The sequence below is a fragment of the Longimycelium tulufanense genome, from assembly GCF_014645795.1.
Classification (GTDB): Bacteria; Actinomycetota; Actinomycetes; order Mycobacteriales; family Pseudonocardiaceae; genus Longimycelium; species Longimycelium tulufanense.
On the sequence record NZ_BMMK01000005.1, the window covers coordinates 134,522 to 149,917 of the forward strand.

Here is a 15,396-nt window from a genome sequence, read left to right on the forward strand (position 1 = left end):
GCGTTTTGCGGACGGGGCGCCGACTTGGTGTTGGGCGAAGACAAGGCCAGACAGTAGGAGCTGCGCACCTCCCGACTGGCTACCGCATCCCAGCCTGCCGCGCGGCAGAGGCAGAACCCCAGGCGCGGGACCTCATGAGGCAGAGAGCTCGGAGACCTCGTCCAGGATGTCCCGGTACCGGTCCGGGTTGGCGCGGATCGCGCGCCAGTAGGCCGGATGCGACTCGGCCCGCTCGCGGTACCAGCTACGGAACCGGGCCAGCTGCCACCGCGCGAGCTCGGGCGGCAGGTTCGGGTGCCAGGCGTAGAAGAGCCGGCAGGACACCGAGACGTCGGTCGGCCGGACCACGCATGCACCGGGAAGCTGCCAGTACGGCGGCACCAGCGCGACACAGTGTCCTACTTGCAGATGGTCGACCAGTGCGTCGGTTCCCTCGGCGACATAACGGATTTCCGGGGTGAAGCCGGCCTGTGCGCATACCGCGTGCAGGAACGGGAACCTGCTGTCCCCCGCAACGTCCTCAGGGCGGGCGAACCAGTGCTCCTCGGCCAGGTCGCCCAGCAGCACCACCTCGCGTTCGGCGAGCGGGTGGCCGGCGGGTAACGCCACCCACGGCCTGTCGATGACGACCGTGGCGGTCCGGATGTGTGCCGGGAAGGTCAGCGGCGCCGCCGGATGGTCCTCGTGGAGGAGGGCGTGCAGGCTGCCCTGACCGAGCATCCGCAAGCCGGTCGCCGCGCCGGTAACCAGATGTTCCACCGCGACGTGGGGAAAGGTCCGGTAGGTGTCGGCCACGACCTCCGCCACCTGTGGCGTGGCCGTGGCCATCCGCAGCCGGAAGGGTTCGGGTCGCTGCCCCGCGGCGCCGACAACCTCGAGCGGAATTCGTTGCCACAGCGCCGCATGCTCCTCGGCGAGCTGCCACAGCCGGCGGCCGGCCGAGGTGAGCTCCACGCCATGGGTGTTGCGCCGGAACAGCTCCACCCCCAGGCCCGCCTCCAGCCGCTTGATCCGGGTGCTCACCGAGGGCTGGGACAGGTGCAGCATCCGTGCCGCCCTGGTGAACGACAGTTCCGTGGCGACCGCGCGGAAGACCTCGATATCCCGACTATCCATCCGTGTTCTCTCGTGTGCACGGGCGGGACCGTCCCGCCCACGTTGCCCGAGCAACGCGCACGCGGCGTCGGGCCCGCAACCCCGTATACGGGTGGGGGCCCGACGCCGGTTCACCGTGACGTCGTAATCGCACCGGGCAGCAGGTCCCGCTCGGAGCGATGGCTGGCTTGTCCGTGCCGTGGGCGACGGGCCGGGTGAGCCACCCGGCCCGTACTGCCTCCGCCACGATCCCGCGCACGGCTGTGCTGTCTTGGCGACCGGCGCCACGTCACATCCGGTGAAGCCGGCAGCAATGTCGGTGTGACCGACCGGAAACCGCTGGTGCCAGGCAGGAAGCGCCCGGTTGTCCCCGACCCTCGGGGTGGGGACAACCGGGCGAACGTGCCGGTTGGTGGCGGTCAGGAGGCGAGGCCGGGCAGCCCCGCCGCCTGCGCCTGGGCGCCCTCTCCGTTCGCACCCGGGAGGAGGCCACCCAGGCCACCCAGGTCGAGGCCGCCACCCTCCTGCAGGCCGGCGACGGCACCATCGAAGGCACCGCCGATCGCGCCACCCACGATCGAGCCACCCATTGAGCCCGCGTTCTCACCGATCTGCGTGCCGATGTCCTGCAGCGACGGGTCGATCGCGCCACCGATGCCACCGCCGACCGCGCCGCCGACGCCGGCGCCGATCGACTGGCCGATCTGGCTGCCGACCGCCGCAGTTCCGGTCGCGTTGCCGGTCGCACCGCCGATGCCACCATCGGCGGCACCGCCCATGACGCCACCGGCGACCGAGCCCACCTGCTTGCCCACGGCGATACCCAGCGAAGTGAGGTCGAGCTGGCCGAGGCCGTCCAGCACGCCGCCGCCCAGGCCGGTACCGCCATTCTCGCCGGCCTTCGGGGTGGCCGTCGTGTCGGCCGCGGCCAGCGGGGCCGCGGTGGAGATCGCCGCCTGAGCGGCCGGGGCCTGCTCCGGCGCGGCGGCCAAGGTGCTCGCGGCGACGGGGGCCGGAGTGGACACCGCGGCCAGGCGGACGGCCGGCTTGACGGCCGGCTTACGGATGGCACCGCTGATGCTCTCGCCGATGCCCGCGGTGTTGTCGGTGCTCCGGGCGTCGGCCACGGCCGGCGCAACCTCCGCCGTGGCCTCGGCACCGGGCAGGGTCGCGGTCACGTCGGTGCCGGCGGCCTTGGCGTCGGTGGTGGTGTCCACGGTCGCCTCGGCGCGGTCGGCCACTCTGTCGGTCCCGGCCGGCGCCAGGTCGGTGGCGCCGCCCATGGTCGTGTCGGTCGGGTTCGCCGGGGTTTCCGCCGCCAGCGCGGTGGGGGCCAACGCGAAGAGGAGGGTGCCGGCGGTCACCGTGCCACCCACCGCCATTCGCACCATCTGCGGCGAGGCGGAGGTGGAGCGCCCTCCGCGGTTGTTCTTGCTGTGACGACCCACTGGATCTTCCTCCTTGGCGAGAGATGGCGGAAACGCCATCGGTCGGGCGAGCCATGGGCAACGGGCAGGCCCGGGCGGCGGGCAGGCGCTGCCGGGTGCTGCGGGCTCGCGTTCGGGGGCGAGGGGGTGTGTAGTCGGGGTGTACGTCGGTGGTCGGGTCGGGCCCGCCCGGTCGGCGGACGCGGCGTCACCGCCCGGGCTGGCCGCCGCGGAACAGTCCGTTGAGGACGGCCGCGATCACGTTGTCCCCCAGCTTGACCACCGGGTGGACGAGGGCACACGGCAGCGGACCGGTCCCCTCGGAGAAACAGTCGCGGATCTGGGTCGCCAGATCCGCCGCCTTCGGTTGCGGCATCGCCTGTTCACCGGCCGGCGGATCCTCCGGCATCGCCGGGGTTTCCGGTTGCTGCCGGGGCGGTTCCGGGTCGGGCATGGCCGGGGTCTGCGGATTCGCCGGTGTCTCCGGCCGTTCCGGCTGCGCGGGTTGCTCCGGCTGCGCGGGCTGTTCGGGTGCGGGGGGCTCCGCGGGTTGCGGCTTCTCCGGAGCGTTCGGGGGGTTCTCCCGGGGCATACCGGGGTCCTGGGCCGGCGGTCGGGGAGCCGGCTCGGTGCGGTGCTCTCCGGGGTCGGCCGGCTTCGGCGCCTCGTCCTTACCGTCCGCGGAACCGTTCCCCCCGGGAGCGCGCCTCCCGTCGCCGGGAGCGTCGGGTGCCTTGCCGGCCTGCCCCGGGGAGTTCTCCCCCGGCGAGCCCGGGTTGTCCCGGACCGGGTCCCGCTGCTGATCGCCGGGCAGGAGTCCCAGGTCCTCCGGCAACGAGCCCGGCGGCGGGAGAATCGGCTCCGCTGTCCGCTGGTCGCCGGACCCGTTGTCCTGCGGCCGCTGATCATCCGGCCCCTGGTCCGAAGGTTGCTGGTCCGAAGGTTGCTGGTCCTGGGCCCGTTGGTCATCGGGCTGGCCGGAAGTCTGCGGTGGAGCCGGGCGGGTGTCTCCGCCGCCGGCCACCCCCTCGCTCGGGAGCGCTTGCGCGCGTGGCGGTTTCGCGACCTGGGACGGGGTGTCGCGCTCGGCGCCGAACCACTGCGTCACCGAGTCGGCCAGGCTTTCGGTGGCGGTCTCGATCTTCCCGGTGAAGGGAACGGTCACCGACAACGCGGCCGCGACGGCGATGCCGGGCCCGACGCGCCGTCGTCTCGGCGGTGTCGGCTTGCGATGCCGGCCACCACGGGGCTTGGGGGCATCGCTGTCCGGAACCGTTCCTGCCATGTCTCCGACGTCTCCCTCGTCTCTCGGTGGCGCGGCGGGCATGACCGCGGGGCGCTCACCGGGCAGGGGCGAGCGGCGGTCATGGGTGGCGGGCGGCAGCGGTTCGGGTTGGTGCCGGCGAGGGGCCGATACCAGTTCGGGGCCGGTCGAATGACCGGGACGCCGGCAACCGTAATCAGGTCGAGACCTAGAGGGAAATACACCCTCGCTATGAGTCTCCGCCACCCCGGTAACCCTTGCCTATCGGCATCCCCACCCTAGTGACTTCCGTTACTTCGGTGTGGGGGCACCGTGCCATCAACCGTTGTCAGGACAAGACAAGCCCACTTGACGGAGCGACACGATGCCGGAGCAGCAGTCCCGTCAGACGGAACGGACAAATCGTCTCCCCTGCCGCACACCGGAATTCCTGCGGAAATAGACCGGGCCGGGGTGGGCGACCGGCCTCGCACCATCGTGGCTCCTTCCACCGGGAGAGGCCAGTGGCGCACCCACCGGATCCACACGGTGGGGCATGCCACTTGACCACTTGAGACAAATCGTGAGACTACTCGTGACAGAACAGGGCATACATCCCCTCGCGGGGGTAGAAAACCCAGGTCCGCTCGCCGTGCCGAGGCAATGACGTCGAGGCTGCCCAGGTGCGAACCGTCGGGACGGTCGCGCGCACCGCAGGAATCGGAGGGTTCGCGTCGCCATGAGCATCGTGCCGACATTCCACGGCGCGGAAAATGGTGCGTCACCCGACAATCCGGTCGGTCGGCGCTCCGCCACTGTCTCCACCATCGAGCTGCGCGCCCCGGATGCGGACCCGATGCACATCGCGGAGTCCGCCGTGCGGCGCGCGCTGGCGGTCGTTCCGGACGCCGTCCTCGTGCCGCCCTCCGGGGACGATCCCGCGCGGGAGGTGATCCTTCCCGGGGGAGCGACCGTACACATCTCCGTGGCAACCGAAACCCGGTCCACTGGCGGATCGCCCGGCACCGCCGTGTTGACCGCGCGGGTCAGTGCTTCCGCCGGATATGGCGACGAGCTCGTCCAGCTCCTGCTGGCCGCGGTGCGGGCCGCCCCGTTGACCCACGCGGAGCTGCAGGAACTGCGGGTCCGTATGCCGTTGACCAGGGGGCTGGGGGTCGCGCTTCCCGGGGCGGCACTGTCGTCGGCGGCACCACTGCTGGTGTGCCGTACCGCCGCGGAGGTGCCGGTGATGGTGGAGACCTTCATCGCACTCGGGGTCGAGCAGCGACAGCTCACCGTGCTGGCGGTGTCCGACAACCCCGGCCTGGAACGGGTGACCGCGCACCTCAACGAGGTGGGAATCCCGGTTTGGGCCGGTCCGCAGGTCGCCGACGCGTTGCTCGACCACGCCGGGCGCGCCCGGGAGGCCGGGCGGACGCCGTTCCTGACGGACGACGGTGGGTACACCCTGCCCACGCTGCTGTCCGAGATTCCCGGGCTGGCCGCCGGATACGGCGGTCTGGTGGAGCGCAGCCGGAACCCGGTCATCGCCCTGGATCCGGTGCCGGAGCAGATCCCGCTGCCCATCTTCGCCGCCGGCCAGAGCCGACTTGTGTCCACTGTGGAGGGTCAGTGTGCGGCGCGGGCCGTCCTGCGCCGACTGCAGGCCCTGGAGCTGGACGACGGGTCACCGGTGCTCGTGGTGGGCTTCGGTCACGTCGGTGCCGAGCTTGCCGAGCAGCTGCGGGCCCGGCGGCTGCGGGTCGCGGTCCATGACACCGACCCGGTCGCGCTGGTCACCGCGCACGAACGGGGTTTCGTGACGGCCCGTTCGGTGCCGCGCCTGCTGGCCGAGCACCGGCCGGCGCTCCTGGTGGCGACGACGGGCCGGGTCAGCGTGCACGGCGACCACCTCGAGCAGCATCTGCACCGGGACATCCATTTGTTGTCCGCGATACCGGGACGAGGCGAGTTCGCACTGGACGAGTTCGCCGAGGCCGCCGTGGGGCAGGAGGACCTGGGCGCCACAGGGGTGCGGTTCCACTTCGGCACCGGCCACACCGCCACCGTGCTGCGCGGTGTCAGTCCCGAACACCAGCGCGCGTTCCCGCTGCCGGACCGTTGTACCGACCTGGCCACCGCCGCGGCGGTCATCGGCACCGTGCTGCTGGCCAGCCGCGACCACCACTTCGGTCCGGGCCACAACGTCGCACGCACCAACGCCGCGTTGGCCGCGAGCGGGCTGGCCGACCACTACTACCAGCTGTACGGACCTGCCGCGCGGCCGACCCGAGGAGAGAGATGAGTGCTCCTGGCGTGTGGTGGCACACCAACACCACCCGGCTCTTCGATCCGTTCACCCCGGCACCCACGCTGCGGGACCTGGTCCGGCACGCGCTGGTCGACCAGGGACTCGCCGAGCACATTCCCGAACCGGGGCGGGTGCTCGACATCGGCGGCAGCGGCCTGCAGGCGCGGCTGCTGGCCCGTCGGGGCTGTCAGGTCACCCTCGTCACGCCGGCGCCGGAGCTGCGGGACGCGGCGGTGGCCGCGCTGGAGCGGGAGGACTCGCGTACCCGGCAACGGGTCCGGGTGGTGCTCGGCGACAGCCCGCAGGCCATCGAGCAGCTCGGCGGGGGCTGGGACCTGATCTGCTGGCACGACCGGAAGGCTGCCGTCGGCGAGCCGTTGTTGCGAGCGTTGGTGCAGCTCACCGCACCCAACGGCATGCTCAGCCTGCTGCTGGACAACCGCGCGGCCCACGTGTTGCGGCCGGCCTTCCAGGGGCGGTGGGGTGATGCGTTGGCCTTGCTGGAGGCCGGGCCGGAAGCGGGCACCGCCACCACCCCGCTGGAGTTGGCCGAGCTGGCCGAGGAGTTCGGTGCCCCGGTTCGACAGTGGTACGGGGTCGGGGTCCTGGTGGAGCATCTCGGCCCGACAAGACCCGGTGCCGCCCAGGAAGAGGTCGTGCGGCTGGAGTGGGAGCTGGGTCGCCGCGATCCGTATCGCGCGTGTGCCCGCCAGTTGCACCTGATCTGTCAGCGCGTTCGCACCGAGAACCGCGTGCCGGAGCAGGGCGAGGTGCCCGCGCAGCAGGAGCGGGGATCGCAGGACCGCGGCGCGCGTTCCGCGAGTCCCTCCGCCTTCGACGGTCTCTGGGACGGCTGGCGTGTCGTCCTCCCTGACGAGGCATCGTCCCCCTTGCGGGAAGGATGGTCGGTCGCACCGTGAGGTCGAGGTCAGGGCCGGCGCGGGAACGCGCCGGCACCGCCCGGGTGCACCATCCCGGAGCGGTAGGCGATGGCGATGACCTGCCCGCGGTCCCGGGCGCCCAGCTTGCGGGCCAGGTTCTTGGCGTGAGTGCGAACGGTTTCCACCGACAGCACCAGCAGCTCGGCGATGGTCCGGTTGTCCAGGCCCTCCGCGATGAGCTGGAGCACCTGGGACTCCCGCCGCGACAGCGGGGTGGCGCGCCGGGCGGTCGCCGGCTCCGAGTGGGACGCCGTGGCCGCCGCGGGCTTCTCCGGCAGCAGTGGCTCTCCGCCGGCGTGCCGGACCGCGCGTGCCAGCAGGCCGGGGGCCGCGCTGGCCGGCAGCACGGCGGTCGCGCCGGCCCGACGGGCGGCACCGGCCCGCTCGAGCGCCTGCTGCTCGGTGCGGCACAACAACACCGCGCCTCGGCAGCCGGCTTCGGCGGTGAACAGGTGCAACAGGTCGAACCGCGGATCAACCAGCTCGTCCAGCACGACCACGTCGGGTCGGTGCAGGTGCACCAGGTTCACCGCGGCGGCGCCGGTGTCGGCCGACCCGGCCAGGAACAGCCGCGGGGTCCGTTCGACGACCCGGGCGATCCCCTCCCGCATCAGCGGCAGCGCCGACACCGCGAGCACCGACAGCAGACCGGCGGACGGACGGAGCCCCTTGGCCACCCGGAACTGCGGGCTCGGACGTGTGACGGGCACTGCGGTCATGGGATCACCTCACTCGTGAACGGGCGCGGCTTCGCAGCACAGACGCGCACAACCACTGGGAAATGACGCGACGTGATCAGGACCACAACGATGCTAGTGGCGCAGGCTCTCCAGGAGACCGCACGCGGACTGGTAGTCCGAAGGCAGCGTCTCCAACCACATCCGCACCACTGCGGAATCGGTTCCGTCCTGGTGCAGGCGGTGCCGGACCAGCCGGCGCGCGGCCAGGACGCGGGACGGCAGCAACGGATCCAGCCGGGTGAGCACCACCGCGGTGGCGGGGGTGACCAGGGTGCGGGTCTGTCCCGCCGAGAAGACACCGTGCAGGGTGTCCGCCACGAGCACCATGGCGGCCGCCCGCTCCAACCACAGGTCGTCGGGCACCTCGACGGTCACCACCACCAGCCCGTAGTGCTCGGCGGGGGCGGTGCCGTCCGCTTCGCATGCCTGGTAGACCTCGGTGAGGCGGGTGCGCAGGTAGGCACCGGTCGTCAGTCCCGTCAGGCCGTCGTCGACCCGGGTCGCGCCGATGTGCTCGGCCACCGCGTCCGCCCAGCCCATCGACAGCGAGCGCAACCACCGGGACGGCACGGCATCCGGGTCGGGCTCGCCCTCCTCCGGATGCACCACCCGGTGAAAAGCGGTGAGGTCGGCGACCGCCTCGGTGAGCTGGGCACCGGCCCGGGCCCGGGCCGCACCCAGACAGAACAACGCCGGTGCGGGGTCCTCGCCGCGCACCGCGGACTCGGCCACGTCGATCACCTCGGCCAGCAGCCACTCGGCGGGGAACGCCCAGCCCGCGGCGGTGCTCGCGGTGCGCCAGCTGCGGACGAAGTCGGACACGGTTCTCGGCCCGGCCGAACGGTCTGCTCGGCCGGGGCACCCGGCGGCGCGATCACCCGCGGTGTCAGCACGTGTCACGTGGAGCCATGAGAGCGGACCGCAGACCCAATGACACGTATTTCCGAAGATCTCACCTATCGGGGTGAGGACTCGCGTCATCCCCAGTGGTCCTCATTCATCTATGGGTGACTGCTTCATCCCCCAGTGGAGGTAACCCCGTGAGCGGTGACCGACCAGAGGCACCCACCGCTGGCCGTGTCCAGAGCGACGTCCCCAGTGACGCCGAGCTGATCACCTCGGTCCGGGCCGGCCGGACCGAGGCGTTCAGCGAGCTGTACAACCGCCACCGTGGCCCGGCCCGCTGCTTCGCCCACCAGATGTGCAACTCCACGGCGGAAGCGGACGACGTGGTGTCCGAGGCGTTCGCCAAGGTGCTCGAGGTGCTCGTCGCCGGATCGGGGCCGGACAGCAACTTCCGCAGCTACCTGCTCACCACCGTGCGCAACGTCGCGTACGAGCGGTACCGGCGCGGAAGCCGCATGGTCTATGTCGACGACATGGAAGGAGTCGGCCGGCAGACGACGCATCCCGACGACACCGGGACCCGGCTGGAGCGGTCGATGGCGGCCAAGGCGTTCGACCGGTTGCCCGAGCGGTGGCAGGCGGTGCTGTGGCACACCGAGGTCGAGGGCCGGCCCGCGGGCGAGGTGGCGCCGCTGTTCGGGCTCACCGCCAACGGTGTCGCCGCCCTGGCCTACCGGGCCCGGGAGGGCCTGCGGCAGGCATACCTGCAGGTACACCTCGCCGAAAGCCGCGCGGAACAGTGCCGCGGGACGGTCGACCGCCTGGGTGCCTGGGCCCGCCGCGGACTTTCCCGCCGGGAGACCGCCCAGGTGGAGGCGCATCTGGACAAGTGCGAGCGGTGCCGGCAACTGGCCGCCGAGCTCAGTGACCTCAACGCGTCGCTGCGGGCGGTGGTCGCGCCACTGGTGCTGGGGCCGGCCGCGGCGGGCTACCTCGCTTCGGTTGGCGCGGGTGCGACCTCCGGCAAGGTCGCGGCGACCTTCGCGCTGCCCGCCACCACACCCGCCGGTGGGTCGATGTGGCTTCCCCGAGCCAAGATGTGGTCGGTGGTGGGCCCGCTCGTGGCGACCGCGTCCGCCGTCGCCGTCTCCATCCTCCCGGTTATCGAGAACAACCCGAACGCTCCGGTGATCTCCGAAGCGATGGGCCAGGGTGGCCGGCCACCGAACGTGAGCCCCATCCCCTCGACACCGGAAACCACCTCCCCCACGCAGTCGAGCCCGCCATCCCCATCCCCGGCACGGGACGCGCTCGCCCTGCAGGTGGGCGCGCAGTCCTGGGACCTCACCGCGAACGGCGGTGAGCAGGCGATCCCCGTCACGGTTCGCAACAGTGGAAACAGCACTCTGCGGGGAGTGCGGCTGACGGTGGATCTGCCGGCGGGTGTGATGGCGTCGGTGCGCCAGGCTGGTCAGGCCGTGTCATCCTGCGGCCAGCCGGGCACCCGGCTGGCCTGTCAGCTGGGCGGCACCCTGTCCCCGGGTGCAGCCCTCACGCTGGAGCTGGTGGGTCGGGCCTCGAACGAGGCCCGTGACGGGTCGGCCACGATCACGATGAGCGCGGGTTCGGCGTCGGCCAGCGGCAGCGTGCCGGTACGCGTGCAGCGCCACGACAGCGTCCAGCTGTCCTACGACGTCGAACGGGGTTTCTTCGGGGCCGCAACGGTGTACGTGAAGGTCACCAACACCGGACCGGAACGCCGCAGTGGCCGGCTGGAGGTCAGCGGGCCGTTCGACTCGTTCGCGGTTCCGGCGCCCGGGTGCTGGTGGACCGGTCACGCATCGGCGCGGTGCGACCTGGACCTGGGTCCGGGTGAGACCAGGACCGTTCCGATGCGGTTCAGCCCGCGCCTGCTGCCCAACGCCAACGTGACGCTGTGGGTCGGACTGGGCAGCGCCTCGGCGAGTCAGGTGGTCCCCCTCGACGGCCAGCGGTGAGGTTACAGATGGAAACCGTTACGGGATGCATGGTGGTGGGGCTGCTTGCCGCGTCCCACCACCGTGCACCCTGCTCGTCGTTGCGCGCTCAGGCGGTGAGTCCGGCTCGGCCGTTCTCGACCCGGCCGGTCAGGCGCCGCCGGAACGACTCGTCCTGCGGTGCGGTGATCTCCACGTCGTACCAACCGTGATCGGTTCGCCAGGAGACACCGCGGCTCCGGCGGGGCTGCAGGCGCACGGTCTCGGTCCGGTCGGCGTACCGCAGCGCTCGGATCTGCAGCAGTACCGGGGTATCGCCGTGGTTGTCGAGGACGAGTTCGACACCGGCCCGCCAGGAGAATGTCCGCATGCCCACCTCGACGTGAGCCGCCGCACCCGGGAGGGAGCCGGTGAGCTCGTACCAGAACTGGTTGGGCCCTTGGACGACCAGGGAATAGTCACTCGAGGTCGACACCGTCTCGGTGTGCTTGCCATGGACGTCGACGTGCAGCGGCTCCTCGAACTCGCCCCGGTACGAATAGAGAGCGAAATGCGCGGACGCGCTTCCGTTGTTGACCAGCGTCAACCGCAGTTTCCCGCTTTTGTCGAGCAGCGTGGAGACCGACGGCCGGTACGGCAACGCCCGCGCCGGCCGCCGCCCCCGCTCCTGCTCGGGTATGGCCTGTTCCGCCGGGGGTTCGGGGTGCCACCGCTGGATGGGTGACGGAATCGGACCCGGCTTGTGCAGCACCGGCGGCTTCCCGGACTGGTGAAAGTCGAAGACGGAGGTCAGGTCACCACAGACCGTTCGCCGCCACGCGCTGATGTTCGGTTCGCGCACGCCGGTCCACCTCTCCAGGAACCGCAGGAGGGAGGTGTGGTCGAAGACCTCGGAGTTGACGTGACCACCGATGGTCCACGGCGAGATGACCGTCATCGGCACCCGCGGTCCCAGCCCGATCGGCTTGCCCTCGTACCAGTCGTCCCCGTTGCCACCGGCCGGGCGGGGCGACACCGGGGGCGGGACGTGGTCGAAGTACCCGTCGTTCTCGTCGAAGTTCAGAAACACCACGGTCTTCGACCACGTGTCCAGGTCGGAGGCGAGTACGTCGAGAAGCTGGTAGACCAGGTTGGCGCTGCCAACCGGAGTGGAACTGCTGGGGTGTTCGGAGTAGGCCGCGGACGGCACCAACCAGCTCACGCGCGGTAACCGTCGGGCGGCGATGTCGTCGCGCAGTCTGGAGATCAGGGTGTCCGGCTCGCTCCGGTACATCGCGCGGTCGAACAGCCTGCGTTCGACGTCGGTCAGGGAAGCACGGCCGGCCTCCAACTGTTCGAGGAACCGGTTCCGTTCCTCGCCAGACTTGCCGAACAACGAGACGTAGAACTCCTCCGTCGTGCGGTGGCGTTCCTCGACCGCCCGCAGGATCTTGTGGCCGATCCGCTTGAACGGGACGAAGTATTCGACCGCGTTGTCGGTGAAGTTGTCCCACTCCTGGTAGATCTGCCAGGAGATGCTCGCCGCCTCGAGTCGCTCCGGGTAGGTCGTCCACTCGTATCCGGCGTGATCGTAGGAGTACGCCGCGTTGGTCACCGCACGCCTGGCCGTGCCCGGCTCGTAGCCGATGGTGCCGCTCCACAGGTAGTTCCGGTTGGGGTTGGTCGAACCGAAAACCGAACAGTGGTAGGCGTCGCAGATGGTGAACGTGTCCGCCAGTTCGTACTGCAGCGGGATGTCCTGACGCTCGTAGTAGGTCATGGTGGCCGGCGTCTTCGCCGCGATCCACTCGTTGTTCCAGCCCCGACCCCAGGCACGAGTGCTGCCGTCCCAGCTGTGGTCCAGGGCACCGAGGTACTGGATGTCGGAGCTGTCGCGGCCCGCCCGCTCGGCCATCTCCCGCAACGAGAAGGGCAACACCTCGCCGCCTCGCGGCGCGGGCTGGTGGAAGATCGAACGCCCGTTCCGGAGCGGCAACGGGGCCTGGTCACCGTAGCCCCGTACTCCCCGAAGCGTGCCGTAGTAGTGGTCGAACGAGCGGTTCTCCTGCATCAGCACGATGACGTGCTCGATCGCATCGAGGCCGCCGCGCCGCATGGGTTCGGCCATGGCGCGGTGCAGCGAGGGTGGGAGCAGGGACAGGGCGGCACCGCCGACCGCGGCCGCGGTGGCGGATCCGAGCAGTCGGCGTCGGGAAATTCCGGTCACGACCCGCCAGCTTTGCCGAGACTCCGGTCCCCGCGGTGAACGAATGACCAAGCTCGCATGAACGAGCAAGAAGCGGACGAACCGTGACGTATGGATGCTTGCGGTCACCGACGAACAGCTGCGACGAACCGTTCGGCGATCCACTGTGGAGCGGTGATCGCGGTGCCGACCACGACGCTCCACGCACCGAGGTCAAGGGCCTGGCGCGCCTGGGCAGGTGTCGTGATGCGTCCTTCGGACACCACGGGTATCCGCAACCGCGCAGCGAGCGCGGCGACCAGGTCGAGGTCGGGTCCTGCGGGCACGGTCTCACCGGTGTAGCCGGCCAGGGTGGTGGAGACGACGTCCGCGCCCGCATCCTCGGCGGCCAACCCGTCATCGAGATCGGCCACGTCCGCCATGACGAGCTTGCCCACGTCGTGTACGGCCTCGATGGTGTCGGCGAGGGGAAGTCCGTCCGGGCGCGGACGTCGCGTCCCATCCACGGCCACGACGTCCGCACCCGCTTCCGCGATCGTCAGGGCGTGCTTGGGCGTGGGGGTGATGTAGACGCCGGCCCGACCGTCCTTCCACAGGCCGATCACCGGTAGCTCCAGCGCGGAGCGGATGGCCCGGACGTCGGCGACCCCGTTGGCCCGGACCCCGACCGCACCGGCCGCCGCCACGGCTCGCGCCATCGCGACCATGTGCACCGTGGCGCGCAGTGGGCTGTCTTCCGGTGCCTGGCAGGACACCACGAGCCCACGTCGGATACGGGACAGCGCGTCGGGCACCGACCCCGCGCCTCGTCGCTCGGTCACCACGGTGATTCGTTTCCCTCCGGTTCGGGATCGATCGCCAGCATCGCCGCACCGACCAGCGGCGCGGCCGTTCCGAGCAGGGCCGGTTTCAGCTGGACCCGGGAAGGGCCCGGCAGGGTCGACTCCCGCAGCGCCTCCTCCATGGGCGCCCAGAACAGTTGGCCGATGTCGGCCACTCCCCCGCCGACCACGACCGCTTCGGGATCAACGACGTTCACGAGTCCCGCCAGTGCCTGACCGAACGTCGAGGCCCCGCCGGCGAGCACCGCGGCGGCGACCTCATCGCCCTCGCCAGCCCGCTCCGCGATCACGCGGAGGTCGCACACGGTCATATCCCCACTGCGGCGACGGTAGTCGTCGGTCATCGCCGGGCCCGCCGCGGCGGCTTCCACGTGCCCGGTCCGGCCGCAACTGCACCGGCGGCACACGGCCTGGGGTGCCGGCACGTGCCCGAGTTCTCCCGCGGAGTGGCTGGCGCCCCGGCGAAGTCGTCCACCCAACACGATGCCACCACCGATGCCCGTGCCCACCGTCGCGTAGATGACGTCGCGCAAGCCCCGCCCCGCACCGAACCGGTGCTCTCCCAAGGCCAACGTGTTGCCGTCGTTGTCCACGTACACCCGCGTGCCGAGGCGTTGGCCCAGTTCGTCGGCCAACGCCAGGCCCGCCCATCCCGGCAACAGATCCGTGGCCGACAGCACGACACCGCGGGAATGGTCGACCACCCCTCCCGTACCGATCCCCAGCCCGACCAGAACGGTACCGGTGGCAAGCTGGCCGGCCACGTGCCGCGCCTGCGCCTCGATCGCAGCCAACACCGCCCGGGCTCCCCCAGCGACCGGGGTGGGCACCGCCGTCCGCGCCGTCAGCTCACCGCCTTCCGACACCAACGCCGTCGCGATCTTGGTACCACCGACGTCGACGCCGATCGCCCACCGTCCCGTCAACACCGCTGCCTCGCGATGGTGAACCGGATGTCGTAGCGGTCGGCACGATAAAGGGTGGTCGTCCGCTCCACCGGCACACCGCGTTGATCGGTGGCCAACCGCCGCACGCGCAGCGCCGCGGTGCCCGGTGGAACGCCGAGCAACGCCGCATCGCTGTCCCCCAGGACCAGCGCCTCCACGACCTGGTCGGCCACCACGGGGATGATTCCGTACTTCGTGTCGAGCACCGAGTACAGCGAGCCGGTCATGTCGTGGTCGAGCAGGCCGGGAACCCTTGCCGCGGGGAGATAGGCGGTCTCCAGGCACATCGGTGCCTCGTCCGCCAGCCGCAGCCGGACCAGCCGCACGACCTCGTCCTCGGAGCCGAGCCGCAGTTCCTGGCAGATCCGCCCGCGGGCGCCGATCAGGTCCGCGACCAGCACCCGGGTGCCGGGCCGCAGGCCACGGCCGGCCATGTCCTCGGTGAACGAGGTCAGCGAGACCGACTTGGAGATGATCTGGTCGGCCACGAACGTGCCGGCCCCCTGCACCCGGTACACCGCACCCGCCTTGACCAACGCCTCCAGCGCGTGTCGCACGGTCGCCCGGCTCACCCGGTGCCGGAGGGCGAGGTCGCGTTCGGTCGGCAAGGGTTGGTGCGGGGCCAGCCTCTCGATGTCGTGCAGCAGCCGCCGGCGCAACTGTTCGTACTTGGGCACCCGGTGGCCGGTCATGACCATTCTCATTCTTGGTCCGTACCAATATTCAGACTGAATGCAGTATCGCGCGCGAACCTGCTACAGGGTAGATAGTGTTACGTACCAATACCGCTGATCGGTAGACCAACGGACAACCAACCCTGCCCCGCCGCCGCCATGATGAAGG

12 protein-coding genes are annotated in these 15,396 nt (G+C 71.1%); 3 read left to right on the forward strand and 9 right to left on the reverse strand.

Translation table 11 applies throughout. From position 1 onward, the window contains the following. Positions 1–132: 132 nt before the first annotated feature. The 3 genes from IEY55_RS07990 to IEY55_RS08000 form a co-directional block, all read right to left on the reverse strand. Positions 133–1,116 (reverse strand): LysR family transcriptional regulator, encoded by a 984-nt coding sequence (locus IEY55_RS07990; RefSeq protein WP_189055548.1) that lies wholly within the window; start codon positions 1,114–1,116, stop codon positions 133–135. A 398-nt stretch (positions 1,117–1,514) separates the two neighbouring features. Next, on the reverse strand, positions 1,515–2,543 hold the full coding sequence (locus tag IEY55_RS07995) for a hypothetical protein (protein WP_189055550.1): 1,029 nt from the start codon (positions 2,541–2,543) through the stop codon (positions 1,515–1,517). Between the two features lie 187 nt (positions 2,544–2,730). Further along, positions 2,731–3,807: a hypothetical protein gene (locus tag IEY55_RS08000; RefSeq protein WP_189055552.1), complete on the reverse strand. Its 1,077-nt coding sequence runs from the start codon at positions 3,805–3,807 to the stop codon at positions 2,731–2,733. A gap of 697 nt (positions 3,808–4,504) precedes the next feature. Between IEY55_RS08000 and IEY55_RS08005 the strand changes: the two genes are divergently transcribed. Further along, positions 4,505–6,070 (forward strand): Rossmann-fold NAD(P)-binding domain-containing protein, encoded by a 1,566-nt coding sequence (locus IEY55_RS08005; protein ID WP_189055554.1) that lies wholly within the window; start codon positions 4,505–4,507, stop codon positions 6,068–6,070. Beyond that, positions 6,067–6,996: a class I SAM-dependent methyltransferase gene (locus tag IEY55_RS08010; protein ID WP_189055556.1), complete on the forward strand. Its 930-nt coding sequence runs from the start codon at positions 6,067–6,069 to the stop codon at positions 6,994–6,996. Before IEY55_RS08005 ends, IEY55_RS08010 begins: the two co-directional genes overlap by 4 nt. A gap of 8 nt (positions 6,997–7,004) precedes the next feature. Here the strand turns inward: IEY55_RS08010 and IEY55_RS08015 are convergent, their stop codons facing one another. Together IEY55_RS08015 and IEY55_RS08020 are read right to left on the reverse strand one after the other, a co-directional pair. Then, positions 7,005–7,736: a response regulator transcription factor gene (locus IEY55_RS08015; RefSeq protein WP_189055558.1), complete on the reverse strand. Its 732-nt coding sequence runs from the start codon at positions 7,734–7,736 to the stop codon at positions 7,005–7,007. 93 nt (positions 7,737–7,829) lie between these two features. Continuing rightward, on the reverse strand, positions 7,830–8,579 hold the full coding sequence (locus IEY55_RS08020; protein WP_189055560.1) for a hypothetical protein: 750 nt from the start codon (positions 8,577–8,579) through the stop codon (positions 7,830–7,832). 218 nt (positions 8,580–8,797) lie between these two features. On the opposite strand from IEY55_RS08020, the gene IEY55_RS08025 reads away from it, so the two are divergent. Next, positions 8,798–10,600, forward strand: coding sequence for a sigma-70 family RNA polymerase sigma factor (locus IEY55_RS08025; RefSeq protein ID WP_189055562.1), 1,803 nt, complete (start codon positions 8,798–8,800; stop codon positions 10,598–10,600). Positions 10,601–10,688: 88 nt separating this feature from the next. Here IEY55_RS08025 and IEY55_RS08030 read toward each other — a convergent pair whose 3' ends face one another. The 4 genes from IEY55_RS08030 to IEY55_RS08045 form a co-directional block, all read right to left on the reverse strand. Next, positions 10,689–12,785, reverse strand: coding sequence for a phosphocholine-specific phospholipase C (locus IEY55_RS08030; protein ID WP_189055564.1), 2,097 nt, complete (start codon positions 12,783–12,785; stop codon positions 10,689–10,691). A 104-nt stretch (positions 12,786–12,889) separates the two neighbouring features. Next, positions 12,890–13,585, reverse strand: coding sequence for an N-acetylmannosamine-6-phosphate 2-epimerase (locus IEY55_RS08035; RefSeq protein WP_229686166.1), 696 nt, complete (start codon positions 13,583–13,585; stop codon positions 12,890–12,892). Next, positions 13,582–14,532, reverse strand: coding sequence for an ROK family protein (locus IEY55_RS08040; protein WP_229686167.1), 951 nt, complete (start codon positions 14,530–14,532; stop codon positions 13,582–13,584). Before IEY55_RS08040 ends, IEY55_RS08035 begins: the two co-directional genes overlap by 4 nt. After that, a complete protein-coding gene (locus IEY55_RS08045; RefSeq protein ID WP_189055566.1) occupies positions 14,529–15,245 on the reverse strand; it encodes a GntR family transcriptional regulator in 717 nt (238 codons plus the stop codon). The genes IEY55_RS08040 and IEY55_RS08045 overlap by 4 nt, the downstream gene beginning before the upstream one ends. Positions 15,246–15,396: the final 151 nt, after the last annotated feature.

What these genes read in the sequence shown, in the direction of transcription:
- IEY55_RS08010 (WP_189055556.1), top strand. Translation starts at nt 6,067, where the DNA reads ATGAGTGCTCCTGGCGTGTGGTGGCACACCAACACCACCCGGCTCTTC.
- IEY55_RS08000 (WP_189055552.1), bottom strand. Translation starts at nt 3,807, where the DNA reads ATGGCAGGAACGGTTCCGGACAGCGATGCCCCCAAGCCCCGTGGTGGC.
- IEY55_RS08005 (WP_189055554.1), top strand. Translation starts at nt 4,505, where the DNA reads ATGAGCATCGTGCCGACATTCCACGGCGCGGAAAATGGTGCGTCACCC.
- IEY55_RS08045 (WP_189055566.1), bottom strand. Translation starts at nt 15,245, where the DNA reads ATGACCGGCCACCGGGTGCCCAAGTACGAACAGTTGCGCCGGCGGCTG.
- IEY55_RS08015 (WP_189055558.1), bottom strand. Translation starts at nt 7,736, where the DNA reads ATGACCGCAGTGCCCGTCACACGTCCGAGCCCGCAGTTCCGGGTGGCC.
- IEY55_RS07990 (WP_189055548.1), bottom strand. Translation starts at nt 1,116, where the DNA reads ATGGATAGTCGGGATATCGAGGTCTTCCGCGCGGTCGCCACGGAACTG.